Raw genomic sequence first — 19879 nt, forward strand, 5'->3', positions numbered from 1 at the left:
GATTGGTGCGGAGTTTTAGTATTACGATCTGATAGCTGATTTAATAGCGAATTCGTCTGCTATCTGCTCAAGCCACTCTGCAACATCCTCTTCCCCGGTAGCTCTCTGGTAAGTACTTCCTAAAGATACCAAAATCTGATGAATGAACATCTTCATCTGATCTACCGGCATTTCTTTAGTCCAAAGATCTATTCTTAAAGCTTCCATTGTTTTATCGTCCCAAACAGAGATCATTGTAGCTTTCGTTTCTTCTTTTTCCACACCACCGTCTTCGGCGTTCCATGTTATACTTTCCGGAATGTGGTTCTCATCCAGCTCTACATCTATGGTAATCTGAGTTTTTCTCATATCAATCTAAAATTTTTCCGCAAAGTTAATACTTCTTCAGCTTATCTAAAATTTCTGCGAAGTTATCTTCATCAGGAAATGCTTATTAATGTAAAAAAACTCACTTCATTAAGACACGGAAATACTGAGTTTTTAAATTAAGCTGTTCAAATTAACGCCTTATTCAACCAATACCAAATTTACTCCGTCAGTTCGAGTGTTTTTCGCAGCGAAGCGGAGAAAAATGTATCGAGAACCAATGAACTACAGACAACTCTTGAATCACAAACTTCTCGATACGATTTTTTCCAAAAATCTACTCGAAGTGACGAATATTCAATTTAAATTAAAAGCTGGTGTTATTTAAAAAATTAAGACTTTATATCTTCAATTTTTTTATCAGCAGGAAAAAATGCTGAACTTTTCAACCGTCAGTTCGAGTGTTTTTCGCAGCGAAGCGGTGAAAAATGTATCGAGAACGAATAAACTACTGACAATTCTTGAATCACAAACTTCCCGATACGATTTTTTCCAAAAATCTACTCGAAGCGACGAATATTCACTTTAAATTAAAAAAATACCCTTCAAATTAGTTTGAAGGGTACATTTATTTTAATACTAAGGTGTTTTAGGTTTATACACAGCTTCATTAAAGATATTGGTAGCATCAAGCTTTAAAAAATCCACAAGCTTGGTTTCCGGTTTCTGCCTGAAATAGGCTTTACAGATCTGCCATCCGGTAAAAATACCGATCCGGGGTGAGGATTCATTATCGATTTCCGTATAAAACTTTGAGAATGGCCCCGGCGAAATGAAACGCTCCACCAGTCTTGGATCGTCCCCGAAGATCAGGTTGCTTTCTACGAAATAATTCCAGATATTGGCTTCATTGGCTACGGCCCAGTCGTACTGTTTCCTGGTATAATTCATTTTCAGATAATCCGGCGTATCCGGAAGAAAGGCATCCTGGAGCATCATGATTTTCCCGTTCAGAATCACTTTATCAATGAATTTCTGATGATCAGGAGATTCTGTTACGATATTCCCTGCAAAGACCTGTGAAACTTTGGGAACCATATTCTGCGGGTTCATCGATTTCTGAAAATACATCTCAAGTCCTTTGTAATTGGCATTACCATCCCCCATAAATCCAGTGATGTCTATAAAAAGAAGATTTCCTTTTGAATCGTAAAAAATAGGATCCTGAATCATCTGAAGTGCCGATGAAAAAAGGTAAACCTTTGGACTTTTAAACTGCGGAAAGTAGTACTTGATATGAGAAAACAAATCCTGAAGTTCCTTCTGAAGTTTCGCCTGGTCTATTTTACCGGCCGCTTCTTTATAAATCTTGATTTCTTCTGTGTCTGATCTTCTTTTTCCGAAATCCTCATCAGAAACCGTTCCCTGAAACCAGGGAAACTTAGCTTTAAACTGGTCCAGAGGAATATCCTGATTGTAAAATTCTTTGGAAATATCCGTCATTTCAATTTTTTCAGCGGGCGCTTTTATTTCTACTTTCCACTGGTTTCCGGATTCTTTTTTACAGGAACCGAGCGCAAGAACTAAAATAGATGAAAGGGCAATAATTCTAAAAATCTTCATTATTTTTACATGAAATTTAAGTGCACAAAAATAAGGATTAAAAATACAACCGATGAGAAAAATTAAAATATTTGTAACCTTCGGCCTGATTATTTCACAACTTTCTCCTTTCTGTGCCCAAAAAATTAATTTTCAGAATCAGAACTGTGAAAATACAGACGGGAATATAAGAAATCCGAAGGGAATGAAAACCAGAATAATCATTTTCGGAACAAAGCAATAACTATCACCATGAAAATAGAAACAGAAAGACTGATCTTAAGAAAACTTGAAGAAACAGATGTTGAACGGATGTTTCTTCTGGATTCTAACCCGGAAGTGATGAAATACATCGGTGTACCGGTACTCACAGAACAGAGTCAATCCTTAGGCGTAATTAAAATGATCCAGAAACAGTATGAAGAAAACGGTACGGGAAGGCTGGCTGTGATTGAAAAGGAAACCGGACTTCTGATCGGCTGGAGCGGACTTAAACTACTGACCGAAGAAACCAACGGTTATAAAAACGTGCTTGATCTCGGCTACCGTTATCTTCCTGAATCATGGGGAAAAGGCTATGCATTAGAGGCTGCAAAAGCATCTTTGGAGCTTGGTTTCAATAAGATGAAAGCAGATGTAATCTACGCCTGTGCCCATTGTGAAAATGCGGGTTCCAATCATATTTTAAAGAAACTGGGCTTTGAAAAAACCGGCGAATTCACGGAACCCAATGGCATCTGTAACTGGTATGAGCTGAAACGTGAGAAATATCTGCCATCCTACTGATGACAAGAGGGAAAATATTTAAATTGGCTGCTTCCCGGCAAACGTGAATTCAGGAATCAGGGAATCGGAGGAGACCTCATTCCTTATGGCATTTCAATTGCTGAAAAACCAGGGGGACGGTTCGGCTATTTAATCGGATATAAAAATTATTATCCTAAGTTTCGTTACGAAAAAACCAGTAATTTTGGAATTTCTTTTCCGTTTGAAATTCCTAAAGTGAATGAAATGGCCGTGGAACCGGTAAAGACGAATTAAAAAATGTAAAAGGCGTAATAAAATACCCTGAAAAATTTAAAACAGATTAAAAAAATATAAATAATGCAGACTCAAAAAGTAATAGATCATATTGTAAACTGGTTAAAGGATTATGCTGTAAAAGCTAACGTAAAAGGATATGTCATAGGAGTTTCCGGAGGCGTAGATTCCGGTGTGGTTTCTACTCTTGCAGCAATGACAGGATTAAAAACTCTTCTGATTGAAATGCCGATACGCCAGAAGCCAGACCAGATAGACCGTGCCTGGGAGCACATGAATGATCTGAAATCAAAATTTCCCAATGTGGAGGCTATGTCTGTCAACCTTACTCCTGCTTTCGAAGAACTTTATAAAACATTTGATGTAAAGGATGATCTGTATCCTAATGAAAAACTGGCTTTTGCCAATACCAGATCGCGTCTTAGAATGCTTACCCTGTATTATTACGGACAGATCAACGGTCTTCTGGTATGCGGAACAGGAAATAAAGTGGAAGATTTCGGAATCGGGTTCTATACAAAATATGGTGATGGCGGTGTGGATGTTTCTCCTATTGCAGATCTTTACAAAACAGAAGTCTATACTCTTGCAAGAGCTTTAAATCTGGTTAAAAATATCCAGGAAGCAATTCCTACAGACGGTCTTTGGGATGTAGACAGAACTGACGAACAGCAGATCGGGGCTACTTATCCTGAACTGGAAAAGATCCAGAAAGAATACGGAACCAAGCCTGCAGATGAGTATGAAGGCCGTGATAAAGAGGTCTTTTTAATCTTCGACAGAATGCACAAGGCAGCCAAACACAAAATAGATCCTGTCCCGGTTTGCGATATTCCTGAAGAATGGAGAGAAAGCTAGTGACAGGCTATGAATGATACATTATAACTTTATATATGAACGGTAAAATAAGATCGGTATTTTTTATTTGTCTGGGACTTCTTTTCGGAATGTCTGTGATGTATATCTACAATAATTTTATTGCAGACAAAAAGGGAAATGCTGAGAATATAAAAACAGAAACGGCCCGCTACGGAAGTACCTCTGCAAGCATTCCTGAGAACTCTTCCCAACAGTCCATTGAGCAGTTGACGGAAGAAAAAACGGTCACTACTTACGTAAAGCAGAACCACAAGCTTCCTGATTATTATATCACCAAAAATGAAGCAAGAAAACTGGGATGGGATGCTTCAAAGGGAAATCTCTGCGAGGTACTGCCTGGCAAGGCTATTGGAGGGGATAAATTCGGAAACCGCGAAAACAAGCTGCCCCAAGGTGAAAAATATTATGAAGCTGATGTGAATTACAGCTGTGGAAACCGAAATGCTGACCGGATCATATTCACCGGAAACGGAGATGTTTATCTGACTAAAAACCATTATAAGAGTTTTGAAAAGCAGTAATTTTTATGCTCTCACAGCAACATTATTCTTAGCATTTTCATGCTCGGATAAACAGCAGCAACCTATAAAGACCAGCAAACCTATGACCATACTGATTCAGCCATTCAAAGATTTCAACTCTGAAAAAGTGACTGAAACAGCAGCAGAAATAAGGAAAATTTATCCGAATGTAAAAATTCTTGACGCGATTGATCTTCCGGAAAATGCTTATTACAGGGACAGAAACCGTTACAGAGCAGATTCTATCATTAAGTTTCTGAATAGCAGAACGAAAGAGGGCTTTGTAACTGTTGGATTAACTTCAAAAGACATCAGCGTCACTAAAGGAAAAATAAAAGACTACGGAATTATGGGACTGGGCTACAGACCCGGAAAAGCCTGCATAGCTTCAAAATTCAGGCTGAACAAAAATAATGCAGATGAACAGTTCTTTAAAATAGCCATTCATGAGCTGGGGCATACGCAGGGATTGAAACACTGCCCTGAAAAAACATGCTTTATGAGAGATGCAGAAGGTGAAAATCCTACCGATGAGGAAACTGATTTCTGCCAAAAATGCAAGACTTTTTTGATCAATAAAAACTGGAAATTTAATTCTATATGAAGACAATATATATCGATTTTACAGACATAGGCGATTACGAAGATTTTTATGCCCAATTAAAGGAAAAAATTACACTTCCTGAACATTTCGGAGACAATCTTGATGCCCTTTCCGATGTCATTACCGGTGAGCTGGAACTGCCGCTTCACATTGAGTTCGTCAACATGACCGTAGACCAGCTTGAAATTTTTGAAGACCTTCTGTCAACTCTTGAAGATGCAGAAGACGAAACAGAAGATTTCAGCTTCACCTATTACCTGGAACAGTACGAAGAGGAAGAGGATGAAGACAATACTGAAGACGGAGAATAATTTAAGTTCCATAAAAACAAAACTCGCAGAAAAATCCTGCGAGTTTTTTGGTAAGGTCTTCTAAGTGTTTCTAATTTTACTTTTACTGTCTCCATCATTTATAACTTCGCGAAATTTCCTCCTTCACGAAAATCTGCAGAATATAATCTCCTTTTAATCAAAAAGAAATATATGTTCTGTCTTCCACAGCATTGTCTGTTTTACTTTCTGACCGGCCATATTGTAAATTTCCACCTATACGATCTTATTTCCGTATGGGTTATTCCCTATGCAGAACCAGCACCAACATAAAGCAGGTATATAAGGCTTTCATTAATATTTTGTGATTCTTTTTCATAATTGCTTCAGTTTAAAATTTTAAATTAGCTGAAACAATATTAATATTATATTTATCTTTTCAAAATATTTTGGCTTACATAATTCGTGAAATTCAAAAGAGCAAAAAATATAAAACATTAAAACACAACCCTATAACAACAACCTATTTTGAGGACAGATCATAAGGAAGCTGTAAGAAAAAACAAAAAAAAATTATTGTTTTGCCGGAATAGTATGGTTCAAAACATCAGATTTCTGTTCATCATACTGTGTTCAGTTGGTCTCAAAGGACAGTCCGGTCCCGACTTCAGTATTCTGGCCGACAAAGCCTTTCAGAAATTATATCAGAATCCTGATGAATGCATCAGCTACTCACAGAGCCTGCTCATCAGTGACCAGAATTTAGAGCACAGGATCGTACTTCAGAATATCATCTCCCAGGCTTATGCTATGAAAGGAGATTATGTACAGTCCGTCAACACTTACAGTCAGAAGGAAGATTCGCGGGAAAAAGAAAACCTTTCCTATTTCCTTCAGGCGGCCGATGATTACAATCTTGCAGACCAGTATCAGAACCTGGGTCTTTACAGCCAGTCTCAGCAGATTATCTCCGGTCTTTTAGCGGATCACAAATTATTGAAGGACGACAACCCGAGGATGAATGTCATTACAGCTAAACTTTACCAGCTTCAGGCCCTTAATTTCAGTATCAGCAGGAAATATGATGATGCTTTGGAAAACCTCAGCAAAAGTGACCGTTATCTCGGCTTTAACAATCAGGAAAACCGCATTCTTAGAATAGAAAACAGGATTTTCAGAGCATCTTTTTTGATGAAGCAGGATAAACCGGACGAAGCTAAATACATTTTGGAGAGCACACTTGCCATGACTGAAAAAAATGCTGATTACCACTTTCTTCAGGCGCTCACGTACGAAAACCTGTCACGCTATTATTTTTTAAAAGAAGATTACCATACGGCTGTTGAACTCCTTGAAAAAGGGCTTTCCGGGATAGAAAACATTCCGTATAACAGCTTAAAGGCGAAAATTTATGAATCGTTGTCCAAAAATTATTTCGCTCTTCGCAATGATGAAAAGTACCATGAGTACAATAAACTTTATACTGAGCTGAGGACAGGATTAGATTCAAATACCAGGGAAGGCATACGCTATATCGTAAAACTGGTGGAAACCAATCAGAATAACAGCCTGGAGTTTCAAAAGCAGAAACAGCTGAAAAGGATAAGTCTGATTTCCGCAGGGTTCCTGATCATTATTATCGGGCTGCTGGCCTGTTTCCTGATCCTGAAAAGCAGTCATAAAGACCTCAAAAAACAGTCTGAATTTTTTGAAAAGCAGAAAATACAGGAACTGGCCGCACAGAAAAACACTCACAGTATTTCAAAGGAAATACAATCCGTTCCTAAAGCCACCGAAAAAGATCCGAATAAAATTTCCAAGGAAAAGGAAGATGAGATCCTCCAGAAGCTTGAAGAATGGGAAAAGCAGCAGCGTTATCTCGACAAAAGCATGACGCTTTCCGCACTGTCTTCTCAGATGGGTGTGAACACAAAATATCTTTCTGAAGTGATCAACAGCAGTAAAGGGAAAAATTTCAACAGCTATATTAATGAATTAAGGATCAATCATATCGCCCGTCTGCTGAGAACAGATCCTGTGTATCTTAACTATAAAGTCAGCTATCTGGCGGAATATTCAGGATTTTCTTCACACAGCGCCTTTGCCACAGTTTTTAAATCTGTAACCGGAATGTCTCCGAACGTTTATATCCAGGAAATCAGTAAAAGCAGAACCTCATGAAATTTATATTAAAAATCATCCCGGTAATTTTTCTATGCCTCCAGGTTTCTGTTTCCGGGCAAAAAATAGCTTTTGACTCTCTGATGAAAAAAGCCCGTCTTGAAATCTATGATAATCCGGACAACGCCATCAGAACCGGAAAAAATCTCCTTGCAAAAGAGCACGATATCCATAGGCAGATCAGCATTTACCAGCTGCTATCTACCGCCAATATAGCCAAAAGAGATTTCGACCAGTCTTTACTTTATCTTTTAAAAGCCAAAGAAGCCGCCCTAAAGACAAATGACCTGAAAATCCGTACCAGCGTACTGATCTCTGCCGCCATACAATATCAGCAGATGGAACTTTTCAGCAAAAGTCTTGAAACCCTTAACGAAGCAGACCAATTCCTTGCCGAACTTCCGGATACCCTGCCTGAAAAGCACATTGAAACCGCAAGAAGCTATGCTATCCGCGGAATGATTTACAAAAGCCAGTCGAATCCTGAAATTGCTCTTGAAAAATTCCTGATCTCCATTCGGAATTTTGAAAAGGTAAAATATAAACAGACCACCTATTCTAATATGAGCGTGGTCTATTATAACATCGGCTACTGTTATCTTAATCTCGGCCAGCTTGAAAAAGCCCACCATGCATTTCTTCAGTCTGCAGAATATGCCCGGAAAAACAAGGCGAAAAGCCTGGAAGCATTTGCTTTAAAAGGTATAGCTGAAATGTATAAACAGAAGAAAGAGAACGAAACCGCCCTTCAGTTATTGATCAAGGCTGAAGATCTCAGCAAAAACACCGGAGACCTCATCCTCAATGAAGGAATCTACAAGGAAATGTCTGAAAATTACCTGGCCATGGGCAATCAAAGCCTTTATCAGAATTACGGTAAAAAATATTTTGAAATGCGTTTCCAAAGGGAGCAGAACGAGTTAAGCTCCATTAACCATTCGATCAACGACCATAACCTCGAAACACTTAAAAAAAGCAGTGAAATGAAGACCCGTTATCACTATCTCACGGCAGGTATTGCAGGGATCAGTATTGTTATCATTGCTCTGCTGCTTTCTTTAATTTTCAGGATAAGAAAACAGAACCTAAAATACAGGAAGGAAATTCAGAGACTGATAAGGTCGTGAATGATAAATGATGAGTAATGGGTAATAAAAAAAGCATTCCTGAACCGGAATGCTTTTTTGTAATTTTATTTTCCAATAACTTCTGTAATTGGATTTCCTATATTTCCGCTCGGAAACTGAATTTTCAGTAATGATGAAACAGTAGGGGCAATATCCGTCATGTTATAGGCTTTATTGCTTTCTCCTTTCTGAATTCCCCATCCCATGAAAATCAATGGAATGTGTGAATCATAAGAATTCCATACACTGTGTGTAGTTCCCGTTTTAGCATAGGGAGGCAGCATAGAATCGTGGGAGATCAGCTGGATATCTCCGCTTCTCTGTCTGTTGATTCCGTTGATGATTCTCTGCTTGATTGGTTCGGGAATGGTAGCTTCCTGAACTTTATCCACAGATACCGCATATAAAACGGTAGGATCTTTCTCTAATTCCCTGATCGTGAAATCCCTCAGAGCATCCAGTTCAATTTTATTGTCCTGCATCAGCTTTCTGTCAAAATAAATCTGGTAATTGTCTACTGCATTGATCAGCTTATCTACCCCGAATTTGTTCTTCAGCTTTTGATTGATATCTGTTTCCATTCCTTCCCCGAAAAATCCTGTAGTGATCTTATGCTCTTTCAGGAATCCTACGGAATGGGCCCCACCGTGGTCTGCAGAAAGGAAAACAGTATACTCCCCTTTTCCTACTTTTGAATCCAGGTAGCTGAAAAACTCAGCCAGATCCTGATCAAGTCTCAAATACACATCTTCCACTTCAATAGAATTCGGGCCGAACTTATGGCCTGCATAATCTGTAGAGGCCAGATTGATTGCTAAAAAGTCAGTAATTGCATCACCTCCCAATTTTTCACCTTCTACGGAAGCTTCCGCAAGCTTCAGGGTTAGCGTATTTCCGAAAGGGGTATAACGGATATTGTCTTTTTTGCTCTGGTAATCCTGTGCCAGATTGCTGTAAGGGAAAACAGGTGTTTTTGCACTTCCAAGCAGTCCTTCCCACGCAGAATTGTCCGGAGAACTTTCCGTATACTGACTGATCGGAAGTAAGGTATTCCATCCGTTTGCTACCAATTTTTCCGGCAGGTTCTGGGAATTGAAAGCCTTCACCCACTGAGGAAGGTCGTTCATATACCATGTACTCGTAATGAAATTTCCGGTACTGTCATCAAACCAGAAAGCTCCGTTCGGTGTATGACCCGCAGGAAGAATAGACGCACGGTCTTTCAATGAAACCCCGATCACTTTTCCCTGGAAATTGGTAGCCAGTCTTAATTCGTCTGTTACAGTTGTAGACCAAAGGTTTTTCGGAGAATGACTTCCTATTTTCGCATTGGTTGTTCCTACCGGCTGAACGCTTTCGTCTGCTGTACAGTAAACATTTTTTCCGGTTTCCTTATCCGTCCAGTCGTTTCCGGCAATACCGTGAATCGCAGGTACGGAACCCGTATAGATGCTGGTATGTCCCAAAGCCGTAACGGTAGGTACATAGTTGATATGAACGTTATTTAAAGAGTAACCAGTATTCAGGAGCCTTTTGAAGCCATCATTTCCGTATTTACCGTAAAAACGGTACAGATAGTCCCATCTCATCTGGTCCACCACCAATCCTACGACTAATCTGGGTCTTTCCGGTTGAGAATTTTTGTTCTTCTGAGCATTGATTGTAATTACGGACAATAAAGCCGCTGCCGCAATTGAAATTTTCCTAAGCATCCAGTAATTTTTTGTTGATCACAAATTTAAGGGTTTTGAAAGTTTTGGAGTGTGAAATTTTCTTTAAATTTGAGAACCGTCCGTTAACCAATGACACAGCAATGATTTTAGGAGTATACTGGTATTTTAAATTTCCCGAAAACTTATACCGCTTCCAGTTTTTCAGGTTTCTAAAAGGATTTGGGGGACATGCCGACAATCCCGCTGAACTGAAAGCCGTAGTTTATATCAATGATCCTGAACATCTTATCAGGGAACTGGAAAATCTGCATCTTCGTTTCAAAAATACTTATCTGGATATTAAGATCAATGAAAACCAGTTGGTTATTTCAACCAGTGATTATACCCTTTTTGATGAGCACTTTCAATTCGTTTCAGAAATAGAACAACTGCTGATTCATAACAATGCAGTTCTGCTTGATCTGCCTTTTGAAGTGAAATCAAACAGAAAATTCAGCCCGGAAAAAGGAAATTTTGAAACCATAGAACATAAGTTTATCCAGATCACCGGTTCGGATTTTAAGAAAAACAATGCTGAAAATCTTTCTGTCCGGATCGACTGTCATCTTCCAACTGTCTGGAAAAAAGATTGTATTGAATGTCTGATCCAAATATGCAGTGAAGAAAATATCCATGTATTTTATTACTATGAACATGATTTTGGACAGACCTGTAATCTTATGCTTTTCTTCACTAACGGAAGACAGAAGCAGAATGCCGTTCAGGATGTCAATATCAATTCATTGGGTGACAAAATCAATCATCTGGCACAGCAATATCCGCTTCATTTCGGGCATTTCGGAGGAATGGAACATTATCCGCGGAACGGTCCTTTTGTGGAGCTGATCACTGATGAAGAATATATTTTAAATAATAAATAAACCGATAATTATGATCAAATTCAAGTATGTCATTTTATATGTTGAAAATGTTGAAAAATCAATGAATTTTTACCGCGACACATTTGACACCTCTGTAAAATTCATCACTCCTGAAAAGGATTACGGAGAACTGCTTACGGGAGAAACCAGTCTTTCTTTCGCTTCGTTACCCCTCGCCGGATCTAATGTAAAGCAGGGATTTTTATCTTCCCGGTCAGAAGAAAAACCTTTCGGAATCGAACTGGGATTTACAACAGATGATGTGGAAAATCTTTTAGAAAAAGCCATTAAAAACGGAGCCGTCCTGTATGAGGAAATTGCGGTAAAACCCTGGGGGCAAAAGGTGGCTTATATTAAAGATCCGGATAATTATTTAGTAGAAATCTGCACAGAAATTCAATAACCTGATTCACATGGAAATAAAAAAATTAGGAAAACTCACTGAGAATCCCAGCCTGGATTGGGGAATTAACGGTTATAGTACGGATAAGATCCTTGCTGTTTCTGCTGTTGAATTGGCCGGTTCTTCTGAATTCATATTAAAAGAAAAAAAGCTCCCCTACACTAAGATTCGGGAAACCAACCGGGATGATGTTGAAAAGCTTAATACGATCATTGAAAAGGAACATTCTTTCGGTGTTTTTGAGGACGAAGAGTTGTCCGGATGGATCATTTGCGAACACAGATTGTGGAACAACAGTTTCTATATTGAGGATATTCTGATCAGCGAAAAGTTAAGAAGGCAAGGTGCCGGAGCTCTGCTGATTAAGAATGCGGTCCGGGAAGCCAGAAACTTAAACTGCAGGATCATTGAGCTTGAAACGCAGAATACCAACTATCCTGCGATACAGTTTTACAGAAGGCTGGGCTTCAGTATTACGGGACTGAATACAAGAATGTATGAGAATACGGAAGAAACCGCTGTTTTTATGACCTTAGATTTATAAATTGAGCATATAGTTGACCAATCGCAAAGGCGCAAATTATATTAAAAAAGACGTTTTAAGGCGCAAAGATTTTATCTGCGATAAAATTTCTAACTTTTTATCATAGAGTTTTTGCTGAAAATCTTTGATTTTCTTACGCCTGAAAACATCCATACAATTTAAAACTTTGCGCCTTTGCGATTTTCCAACAAAAAAGTTTAAACAAATTCGGTGTATATTTTGATCGACAGAAACTATAAAATGTATTGATATTTTTATTTTGTACCAAATGGTACAATAACATACCTTTGTTCCAGAAAATTAATCCAAATGGCAGGAAGACCTAAAATATTTAATGAACAGGAAGCTGTAGAAAAAGCAACTGAAGTTTTCAGGGACAAAGGCTATGATACGGCTTCTGCTGAAGAACTGCTCTGTGCGATGGGTATCGGGAAAGGTAGTTTTTATCTTGCTTTCAAAGGGGGGAAACAAGAACTCTATGTCCGCTCGATTACCCAGTTTGCAGATCATTTTCACCAAAAATTTTCAGACAGTATTTCTGCTTCTGAGGACAAGATACAATTCATCAAACAGTTTTTTTTGAATCTTGCTGATGCTTCTGACTGTGATAAAGAGCGTGGCTGCTATTTAGGAAATGCCCTGGTACAGCTTTCTGAGAAGGACCATAAAATAAAAAAAATTACTGCCGAACTGCTGAAAAAATTACAGTCTCTGTTTGCTGAAACCATCAGAAACGCACAGAAAAACAGACAGATCACCAGCACTGAGGATCCGGAAGTTATCGGGTGGTATCTCAGCAATTTATGGAACGGGATCCATGTCACAAGAAGAATGGAAAGCTCACCTGAAATCCTTAGAAGCATTATTGAAATGAATCTTAAAATAATAAACTAAATTTTTTTATCTAATTTTGTACCACTTGGTACAAAAACAAAAATATCTATTAATTTAATACCAAAAATGTCATGAACATTACCAACAACACAATTCTTATCACTGGCGGAGGATCAGGAATCGGATTAGAAATTGCAAAAGCGCTTAGCGCATCCAACAAAATTATTATTGCAGGAAGGAATAAAGAAAAGCTTGATGCAGCGGCAGAAGGTCATGAAAATATCTTCACCATTCAGGCTGATATTACCAGCGAAAAGGACATAGAGCGTCTCGCTGAAGAGATAAAAGTGAACTTCGGCGGCCTGAACATTCTCATCAACAATGCAGGACATGCTTATGCTTACACGCTTTCTGACCATTCGGATACCTACCGTAAAGCTTCTGCTGAATTTGAAACGAATTATTTCGCGCCAATACGCCTGACGGAAAAACTGCTTCCGCTGTTGAAAGAGCAGGAAAATGCAGCAGTTGTCAACGTTTCTTCTATTGTAGCATTGGCCCCGGGTTCCGATGTTCCCACTTATTCTGATTCCAAAGCAGCTCTTCATTCTTACACACAGCTATTACGTCATGAACTGGCTAAAGACAGCGGCATTAAAGTTTTTGAACTGATGCCTCCACTCGTCAATACCGATTTTTCAGCAGAGATCGGAGGAAAGGAGAATGGTATTCCGGCTTCAGAGGTAGCAGACAGTCTGATCAATGGGCTTACTAACGATACTTATGAGATCCGTGTAGGAAACACAGAAGTTCTGTATAACAGCTTCTTCGCAGGTTCTGAAGGCGCTTTCAGTGTGATGAATAAATAACCGGTTCTATATATTGGTCTTTAACTGCGGGAAGAAATCATTATTTTCCCGCAGTTTCGTTGATATTCATGATCAAAAACTTCTTATTGATAAATCTTAGAGACTTTTTAAATTTTATTCAATAAGATATGATGCAGAAATAATTACTAAGAAATATATTTCTCTCGCAGATTTTGCGGATGATGCAGATTTATTTCAGTTATAAAAAATATGCGTAATCTGCCAAATCAGCGAGATTTTAAAAATTTAAACAGGCTTTAAGTAATATTTATTAAATCACGCATCTGTGTATTAAAAAAAATTCTATATTAGTCAACTATAAATTAAAATGATAAAACATAATCCCGGAGATGAATTTATTGGGGAAAAGCATTTGTGGAAGAGGATTCGGACGTTTTATTTTTTGATTTTTTTTAAACTGCTTTGTTGGAAAATCGCAAAGACGCAAAGTTTTAAATTGTATGGATGTTTTAAGGCGCAGGAAAATCAAAGATTTTCAGTAAGAAATTTATAATAAAATGTTAGAAATTTTTTGTTAGATAAATAAGGGGGCGGTTTTTACCGCTCTTTTTTATTGCAGATACGTGAATGCTGTAATACAGTATCAGTACAATGAAATATTTAGAAAAATACAAGAAAAAGAAGCAATTAATGATGGATTTATCTGTAGGTAAAATATAGTCGGGACCTTTTTGGCAGGTATTTTTTAGCGCAATCGAAATTGAATCAATCAAAAAATAACCGTTATTAACGATAATTAAATAAACAATAATTAAAAACTACAGTATTTTTATCACTAAATATTGAAATATATTTTATTTTTTATATATTTATGATGAACTAAAAACAATATTAATTACTATGAAAAAAACATTCTTGTTTGCTATTGCATGTTTCTTTTTCCTGACCTCATGCAACAATGAAAGCATTCCAACAGTCGCCCAGGAAAATCTAAAAACAGAAGCTGTCCAGAATTTCAAACGTGCCATCACAACCGTGAACACTTCTAAAAACCTTCCTATGAGCGAAGAAAAACAGAATTCTGAATATCAGTTTCCCCAATTAAGTGAAAAAAGAAAGGACATTCTGCTTCCTGCCGCAAAGTCCCTCATCAAATCTACAGGAGTAAAGGATGAACAAATTGAAAAAGCTACCCATGGGGATAAGACCAAAACTATATTATGGGCTATGGAAATTTTCCAGGACAACTACACGAATTCTTCTTTATAAACCTTAATTATTAATTCAATATGAAAAATATTTCATTATTCCTTTTACTATTAATCGGAACTTTAGCATACGCTCAGACAGGAAGCATGACTATTTATAACTTCTCTATCCATAGTGTCAGTTATAATCTGATAGGCACCAATGACAACAGTTATCCTATAGATTGCCAGCCCATCGTAGAAGGCAATTCTGCAACATCATTAGCCCCGGCATCCACAGTGGTTTATTCACAATATAATACCAGCCATCTGGTAACCCCTGCTATCAATCAATGGGCGGTAATTTCAGACGCGATAGGAATTCCCAGCCAGACCTATAATGTATCTGCAGGAATTACTGTTCCATCTGTGATCACCACTCCTACTTCGTGGCAATCACTACGTCTTAATTTTTCAAATGGTGAAATGATACATCTTGGAAGGGACTGCGGCTATGTTGACAGCCATCATGGAGCTTTTGCCGGCTCAACGGTAAGCGGCATTACTGCAACATGGAACTATTTAGGAAATAATGTGGTTGTATTCATCAATTAATACAAATTACATTTAATATGACAGCAGGTTCAACTATTGGGCCTGCTTTTTTCAGATCAAAAAGGAAATATCTCAGAGAAAAATATACAGAGGATTAATAACATTTGAAGCTTAACCATGCTTTTCTGCACCCTATTCTTTCAGAGGAATTATCGTTGTTAATTATGTTAAAAATATCTGCGCGCACCTATTTATAAGTAAAATAGCTTTGTTAAATTTTAAAATTGAATGCTTATGAAATCCTTGTTGTGTTTAGTTTTAATTCTTACCTTGAAATCAATTGCTTATTAGGGTTTTGAAGGCTGTAAAACAGCAGAATTGTTATAAAAAGTATTTCGGCGCGGCCTTTGGCCGCGCCGAAATACTTCACATGAGTTTATATAACGCATAAAGAAACAAAAAAGTTCAGCGCGGCCTCCGGCCGCGCTGAACTGATATATAAAGCTTAAATCAATTAAAACTTAAGATCTCCGTTCACCTCTCTTACAGCATTAGCTGCCTCAGCAAACTTCAACTGTTCATCTGCAGTAAGCGTTACGTTTACGATTTTCTCTACTCCGTTGGCTCCGATAATAGCTGGAACCCCTAAGCAGATATCATTTTGTCCGTATTCACCTTCAAGCATTAAAGAGCAAGGGATCATTTTTTTCTGGTCGCAAGCGATTGCCTGAACCATTACAGAAACGGCTGCACCAGGTGCATACCAAGCTGAAGTTCCTAATAATTTAGTCAGTGTAGCTCCACCTACTTTAGTTTCCTCGATTACATATTTTTGTTGTTCATCACTTAAGAATTCAGTTACTGGAACACCGTTTCTTGTCGCTTTGCTTAATAATGGAAGCATTCCCGTGTCACTGTGTGCAGCGATTACCATACCGTCTACGTCAGAGATAGGGCTTTCCAATGCTTCAGCCAATCTGTATTTGAATCTTGCAGAGTCTAATGCACCCCCCATTCCGATGATCTTGTGCTTAGGAAGACCTGAAGTTTTGTGCACTAAATAAGCCATAGTATCCATTGGGTTGGAAACTACGATGATGATTACTTCCGGAGAATGTTTTACCAGGTTTTCAGTAACTTCTTTCACGATACCGGCATTGATACCGATAAGCTCTTCTCTCGTCATTCCAGGTTTTCTTGGGATCCCTGAAGTGATCACAGCTACATGAGAACCTGCAGTTTTGCTGTAATCTCCTGTTGTTCCGGTAATTTTTGTATCGAACCCGTTAAGCGATGCAGTCTGCATCAAATCCATTGCCTTACCTTCAGCAAATCCTTCTTTAATGTCTACTAAAACTACTTCCGAACAGAAGTTTTTCATTGCGATGTATTCTGCACAGCTTGCTCCTACAGCGCCTGCACCTACTACAGTTACTTTCATATTGTATACTTTTTTTAAATTATTTTTTAGTTCAGTCTAAAAATTGAAACGCCCAAATTTAACAATTCCTGAAAATGTGGGCAATTTTTCAGGAATTTAATTAGGGTTCAGGGAAATTAATTGACGTTCAGTAAAAACGTATAGAGCTTTTTTGCTCCTGACAGGACATCGCTGTAATTTTCTTCAGTAACTTCAGTGTCCAGAACCTCCTTGAAGTTTTTCCACATTGGCCCCGTATTCTCCCGGTAGCATCCGAAGAAATTGAAAGTTACATTATCGAAGCCTTCCGTTTTGGAAAGCTGCTTGGCGATCACATTTCCACCTAAAGTAGAGCCTTCGATAACATACATAGCTCCTAAAGCTTCATGTTCATTATTAAAATGAAGGTCGTGCGACACCGTCTGGTTTTCCAGAGAAAGACTTTCAAGATCCTTCTCGATAAGCGAAAGCTTCTTTCTTTCATTGAGCTGAAGTTTTTCCGAATATTTATCAGAAAGACTTCTGAATATTTTATCTTCACTGTGAAGAAGCATCAGATAATTCGTATTGATGATCTTTTTGTAATCTTCCAGTGTGAAGGTTTTATTAAAAATTTTTTCGGAACTGAAAAGTTTTTCCGCAGCATCGTGATATTCTGCTGTATTTTGCTTAAGATACTCTGATACCATAAATAAGGTTTTAAGTTTCCCAAATTTACGGCTTTTTAAACGTTAAAATAAAACAAGTTCCTTCTTTATTGCTATCATAATCCACACTTCCTCCAATCCGCTTCATAATTCGGTGTACAATGGACAGTCCTATCCCATTTCCTTTAAATTTTTTCGCATTGTCCATCCTGTTGAAGATCTTGAACATCTTATGCTTTTCCTCCTCCGGAATTCCGATTCCATTATCTGAAATCCTGTACACTATGCTTCCGTTCTCTTCAGCGCCCCAAATCTCAATTTTAGGTTCATCACGGTGGGAAGAATACTTTACGGCATTATTAATAATATTCAGGAACACCTGGTGAAGCATCGTTTTATCTGCGAGTACATCGGGACATTCTTTGATAATAATATCGCTTTTGTGGCTCTCGAAAGTGATCTTTGCATTTTCCGAGATTTTCCGGATCATATTGGCGGGCTGCAGGCGTTCCAGCTCTATTTCACTGTGCTTGGCACGGCTGAGCTGCAGTACATCATGCATCATTTCCGCCATGCTGTCTATTTCCTCAACAATGGAGGTCAGCTTATTTTTATTTTTTTCCGTTTTTTCAAAATTGGAAAGCAGCATCTGTGCGTTCAGCTTCATCACGGTAAGGGGCGTTCCCAGATCATGGGAAATCGTGTATGAAAAACTGTCAAGTTCCTCATTTACCTTTCTCAGCTCATTATTCAGTGCTTTGATGGCGTTATACTGTTTGTGTGAAGTCTCAAGAATTACATCACGGACGGCCCGTACCGAACTGATATCCCTGGAATTCCATCTCTTTGAATTTCCCTTGATATTTTCCGTGAAAATATGGAAAGAAGTCCTTGGGGAGATAATTTTTTTCTCTTCTCCATTCTGCATTAATACCTCAATTTTCTTTTCAGGATTTCCTGCCCAGTTAATGTGTTCATCAAACTCCTTACGGAACCAGATCAGCATTTCCTTTTTGCTTCTTTCTATAAAATAAATAATCACTCCGGCTGCGTTTTCATCCAGCTTAAGTTCTTTCCCATAATCTTTAAGGAAACTCCTGCTCACAAAGATACTTTCCGTGATATTTTCAAGGGCCCAGTGCGCAATAGCATCAATCGTCCCATGTTCCGGAACCACTCCCACGGTGACTGTGTTTCCCTCCGAAATAATAGCAAGGCCATCCGCTTCAGGCAGTTTTCTGATCTTTCCTTTATTATCCGCAAGGGAATCGAACAGGTTATTATGTTTTAAAAACTCAGATTTCAGCTGCGAAGATTTCTCATTCAGTTCCAGCTGGTATTTCAGTTCACCTTTAGATTTGAATGAAGAATAGGCATTGGAAGCCAAAGCTGTAAAAATTCCGGCCTGTACCCTGTCTTCAAGGTCAATATGTTTAAACTCAGAATTCTGGCAGGTCACCAGTCCCCAGAGATAATCATCAATAATAATAGATACGCTGAAACTGGAAGTAGCTCCGGAATTTTTAATATACTGGGCATGAACAGGCGACATTCCCCGCGAAGCCACGAAAGTAAGATCAATGTTTTCTCCGGATCTGCTTACAATCGGAACTGTTTCGGCATATACGTCACTGAATATTCTTTTCCTTTTCTTTAAATAAAGTTCCCTGGCCTGTCTTGGAATATCAGATTCAGGATAATGAAGCCCCAGATAACTTTCCATATTATCATCCCTTTTTTCCGCGATCACTTTTCCGGAGCCGTCCATCATAAATTTATAAACCATCATCCGGTCATAATTCACGATTTTAGAAAGCGTACTCAGCAATTGTTCCCACAGTTCCTTTTCATTGTCGATGACGTAAAAATTGTCGTATTTATTAGAAATACGCTTGTTGGGATTCTCCAGTACCGCTTCAAATTCCAGGAAAATATGCTGACAGCCTCTGAAAACAGAAAAATGATACTCTTTTCCGTTAATGAATACCTTATCAAAATGGGTTTCGTTTTCTCTTTTTGTAAAGTCTCTCAAAGAATTATAAAGATCCGAATTGATAACAGACTGAAAGGCTTCAGGAAAATCCGTAAGAGTTTTGTCAAAAAGCCCGTCCGCATTTTCGATTTTGAATATATCCGTAATATTCCTGCTGAAAAAAGTAATGGAATGAGATCCTGCATCAATGCCAATCAGATATCCAAAACTTTGTATATACCCAGGGATGTGGATGGGTTCCTCATGACACTCTACAAAATTCATATATTTCTTTGATCAATCAAATATAACGATTTTTTTAACGACATATTACTTTGTGGTATCAAATATCAGAACTCTTTAA

General features: G+C 38.2%; 21 protein-coding genes. 15 read left to right on the forward strand and 6 right to left on the reverse strand.

Annotated elements, in window-relative coordinates:
* Window positions 1–21: 21 nt before the first annotated feature.
* Together gldC and gldB are read right to left on the reverse strand one after the other, a co-directional pair.
* Window positions 22–348, reverse strand: coding sequence for a gliding motility protein GldC (gldC, locus tag IX38_RS09975; protein WP_034704381.1), 327 nt, complete (start codon window positions 346–348; stop codon window positions 22–24).
* Between the two features lie 597 nt (window positions 349–945).
* Window positions 946–1929: a gliding motility lipoprotein GldB gene (gldB, locus tag IX38_RS09980; RefSeq protein ID WP_084680245.1), complete on the reverse strand. Its 984-nt coding sequence runs from the start codon at window positions 1927–1929 to the stop codon at window positions 946–948.
* A gap of 52 nt (window positions 1930–1981) precedes the next feature.
* Between gldB and IX38_RS22970 the strand changes: the two genes are divergently transcribed.
* The 8 genes from IX38_RS22970 to IX38_RS10015 all read left to right on the forward strand — a co-directional run bounded on the left by IX38_RS22970 (window position 1982) and on the right by IX38_RS10015 (window position 8530).
* Entirely contained in the window at window positions 1982–2152 is a 171-nt protein-coding gene (locus IX38_RS22970) for a hypothetical protein (protein WP_165570723.1), read from the forward strand.
* A gap of 8 nt (window positions 2153–2160) precedes the next feature.
* Window positions 2161–2694 (forward strand): GNAT family N-acetyltransferase, encoded by a 534-nt coding sequence (locus IX38_RS09985; protein WP_034704383.1) that lies wholly within the window; start codon window positions 2161–2163, stop codon window positions 2692–2694.
* 318 nt (window positions 2695–3012) lie between these two features.
* Window positions 3013–3807: an NAD(+) synthase gene (gene nadE, locus IX38_RS09990; RefSeq protein ID WP_034704386.1), complete on the forward strand. Its 795-nt coding sequence runs from the start codon at window positions 3013–3015 to the stop codon at window positions 3805–3807.
* Window positions 3808–3842: 35 nt separating this feature from the next.
* Window positions 3843–4349 (forward strand): ribonuclease domain-containing protein, encoded by a 507-nt coding sequence (locus IX38_RS09995; protein ID WP_034704388.1) that lies wholly within the window; start codon window positions 3843–3845, stop codon window positions 4347–4349.
* A complete protein-coding gene (locus tag IX38_RS10000) occupies window positions 4336–4953 on the forward strand; it encodes a matrixin family metalloprotease (protein ID WP_034704390.1) in 618 nt (205 codons plus the stop codon). Before IX38_RS09995 ends, IX38_RS10000 begins: the two co-directional genes overlap by 14 nt.
* A complete protein-coding gene (locus IX38_RS10005) occupies window positions 4950–5264 on the forward strand; it encodes a barstar family protein (RefSeq protein ID WP_034704391.1) in 315 nt (104 codons plus the stop codon). Before IX38_RS10000 ends, IX38_RS10005 begins: the two co-directional genes overlap by 4 nt.
* Window positions 5265–5816: 552 nt before the next feature.
* Window positions 5817–7403, forward strand: coding sequence for a response regulator transcription factor (locus IX38_RS10010; RefSeq protein ID WP_228377936.1), 1587 nt, complete (start codon window positions 5817–5819; stop codon window positions 7401–7403).
* Window positions 7400–8530 carry a tetratricopeptide repeat protein gene (locus IX38_RS10015; protein WP_034704396.1) on the forward strand — a complete coding sequence of 377 codons (1131 nt, stop codon included), beginning with the start codon at window positions 7400–7402 and terminating at the stop codon, window positions 8528–8530. Before IX38_RS10010 ends, IX38_RS10015 begins: the two co-directional genes overlap by 4 nt.
* Before the next feature lie 65 nt (window positions 8531–8595).
* Here IX38_RS10015 and pafA read toward each other — a convergent pair whose 3' ends face one another.
* Window positions 8596–10242: an alkaline phosphatase PafA gene (pafA, locus tag IX38_RS10020; protein ID WP_034704400.1), complete on the reverse strand. Its 1647-nt coding sequence runs from the start codon at window positions 10240–10242 to the stop codon at window positions 8596–8598.
* A gap of 35 nt (window positions 10243–10277) precedes the next feature.
* On the opposite strand from pafA, the gene IX38_RS10025 reads away from it, so the two are divergent.
* The 7 genes from IX38_RS10025 (at window position 10278) to IX38_RS10055 (ending at window position 15536) form a co-directional block, all read left to right on the forward strand.
* Window positions 10278–11123, forward strand: coding sequence for a hypothetical protein (locus IX38_RS10025; protein WP_131368658.1), 846 nt, complete (start codon window positions 10278–10280; stop codon window positions 11121–11123).
* A 10-nt stretch (window positions 11124–11133) separates the two neighbouring features.
* Window positions 11134–11526 (forward strand): VOC family protein, encoded by a 393-nt coding sequence (locus tag IX38_RS10030; protein ID WP_034704406.1) that lies wholly within the window; start codon window positions 11134–11136, stop codon window positions 11524–11526.
* 10 nt (window positions 11527–11536) lie between these two features.
* On the forward strand, window positions 11537–12070 hold the full coding sequence (locus IX38_RS10035; RefSeq protein WP_034704409.1) for a GNAT family N-acetyltransferase: 534 nt from the start codon (window positions 11537–11539) through the stop codon (window positions 12068–12070).
* Between the two features lie 309 nt (window positions 12071–12379).
* Complete coding sequence (locus tag IX38_RS10040) at window positions 12380–12964, forward strand: TetR/AcrR family transcriptional regulator (RefSeq protein WP_034704411.1); 585 nt, start codon at window positions 12380–12382, stop codon at window positions 12962–12964.
* A 71-nt stretch (window positions 12965–13035) separates the two neighbouring features.
* Window positions 13036–13773 carry an SDR family oxidoreductase gene (locus IX38_RS10045; RefSeq protein WP_034704413.1) on the forward strand — a complete coding sequence of 246 codons (738 nt, stop codon included), beginning with the start codon at window positions 13036–13038 and terminating at the stop codon, window positions 13771–13773.
* Window positions 13774–14634: 861 nt separating this feature from the next.
* The gene (locus tag IX38_RS10050) at window positions 14635–15003 is read left to right on the forward strand and encodes a hypothetical protein (protein WP_034704414.1); all 369 of its coding nucleotides are present in this window, start codon (window positions 14635–14637) and stop codon (window positions 15001–15003) included.
* 20 nt (window positions 15004–15023) lie between these two features.
* Window positions 15024–15536 carry a hypothetical protein gene (locus IX38_RS10055; protein ID WP_034704416.1) on the forward strand — a complete coding sequence of 171 codons (513 nt, stop codon included), beginning with the start codon at window positions 15024–15026 and terminating at the stop codon, window positions 15534–15536.
* A 454-nt stretch (window positions 15537–15990) separates the two neighbouring features.
* Here the strand turns inward: IX38_RS10055 and IX38_RS10060 are convergent, their stop codons facing one another.
* The 3 genes from IX38_RS10060 to IX38_RS10070 form a co-directional block, all read right to left on the reverse strand.
* Window positions 15991–16917, reverse strand: a complete 927-nt coding sequence (locus IX38_RS10060; RefSeq protein WP_034704418.1) for a malate dehydrogenase — start codon at window positions 16915–16917, stop codon at window positions 15991–15993.
* Between the two features lie 116 nt (window positions 16918–17033).
* Window positions 17034–17585: a biliverdin-producing heme oxygenase gene (locus IX38_RS10065; protein WP_034704421.1), complete on the reverse strand. Its 552-nt coding sequence runs from the start codon at window positions 17583–17585 to the stop codon at window positions 17034–17036.
* Window positions 17586–17610: 25 nt separating this feature from the next.
* On the reverse strand, window positions 17611–19800 hold the full coding sequence (locus tag IX38_RS10070) for an ATP-binding protein (protein WP_034704423.1): 2190 nt from the start codon (window positions 19798–19800) through the stop codon (window positions 17611–17613).
* Window positions 19801–19879: the final 79 nt, after the last annotated feature.

This window comes from Chryseobacterium luteum, assembly GCF_000737785.1.
Classification (GTDB): domain Bacteria; phylum Bacteroidota; class Bacteroidia; order Flavobacteriales; family Weeksellaceae; genus Chryseobacterium; species Chryseobacterium luteum.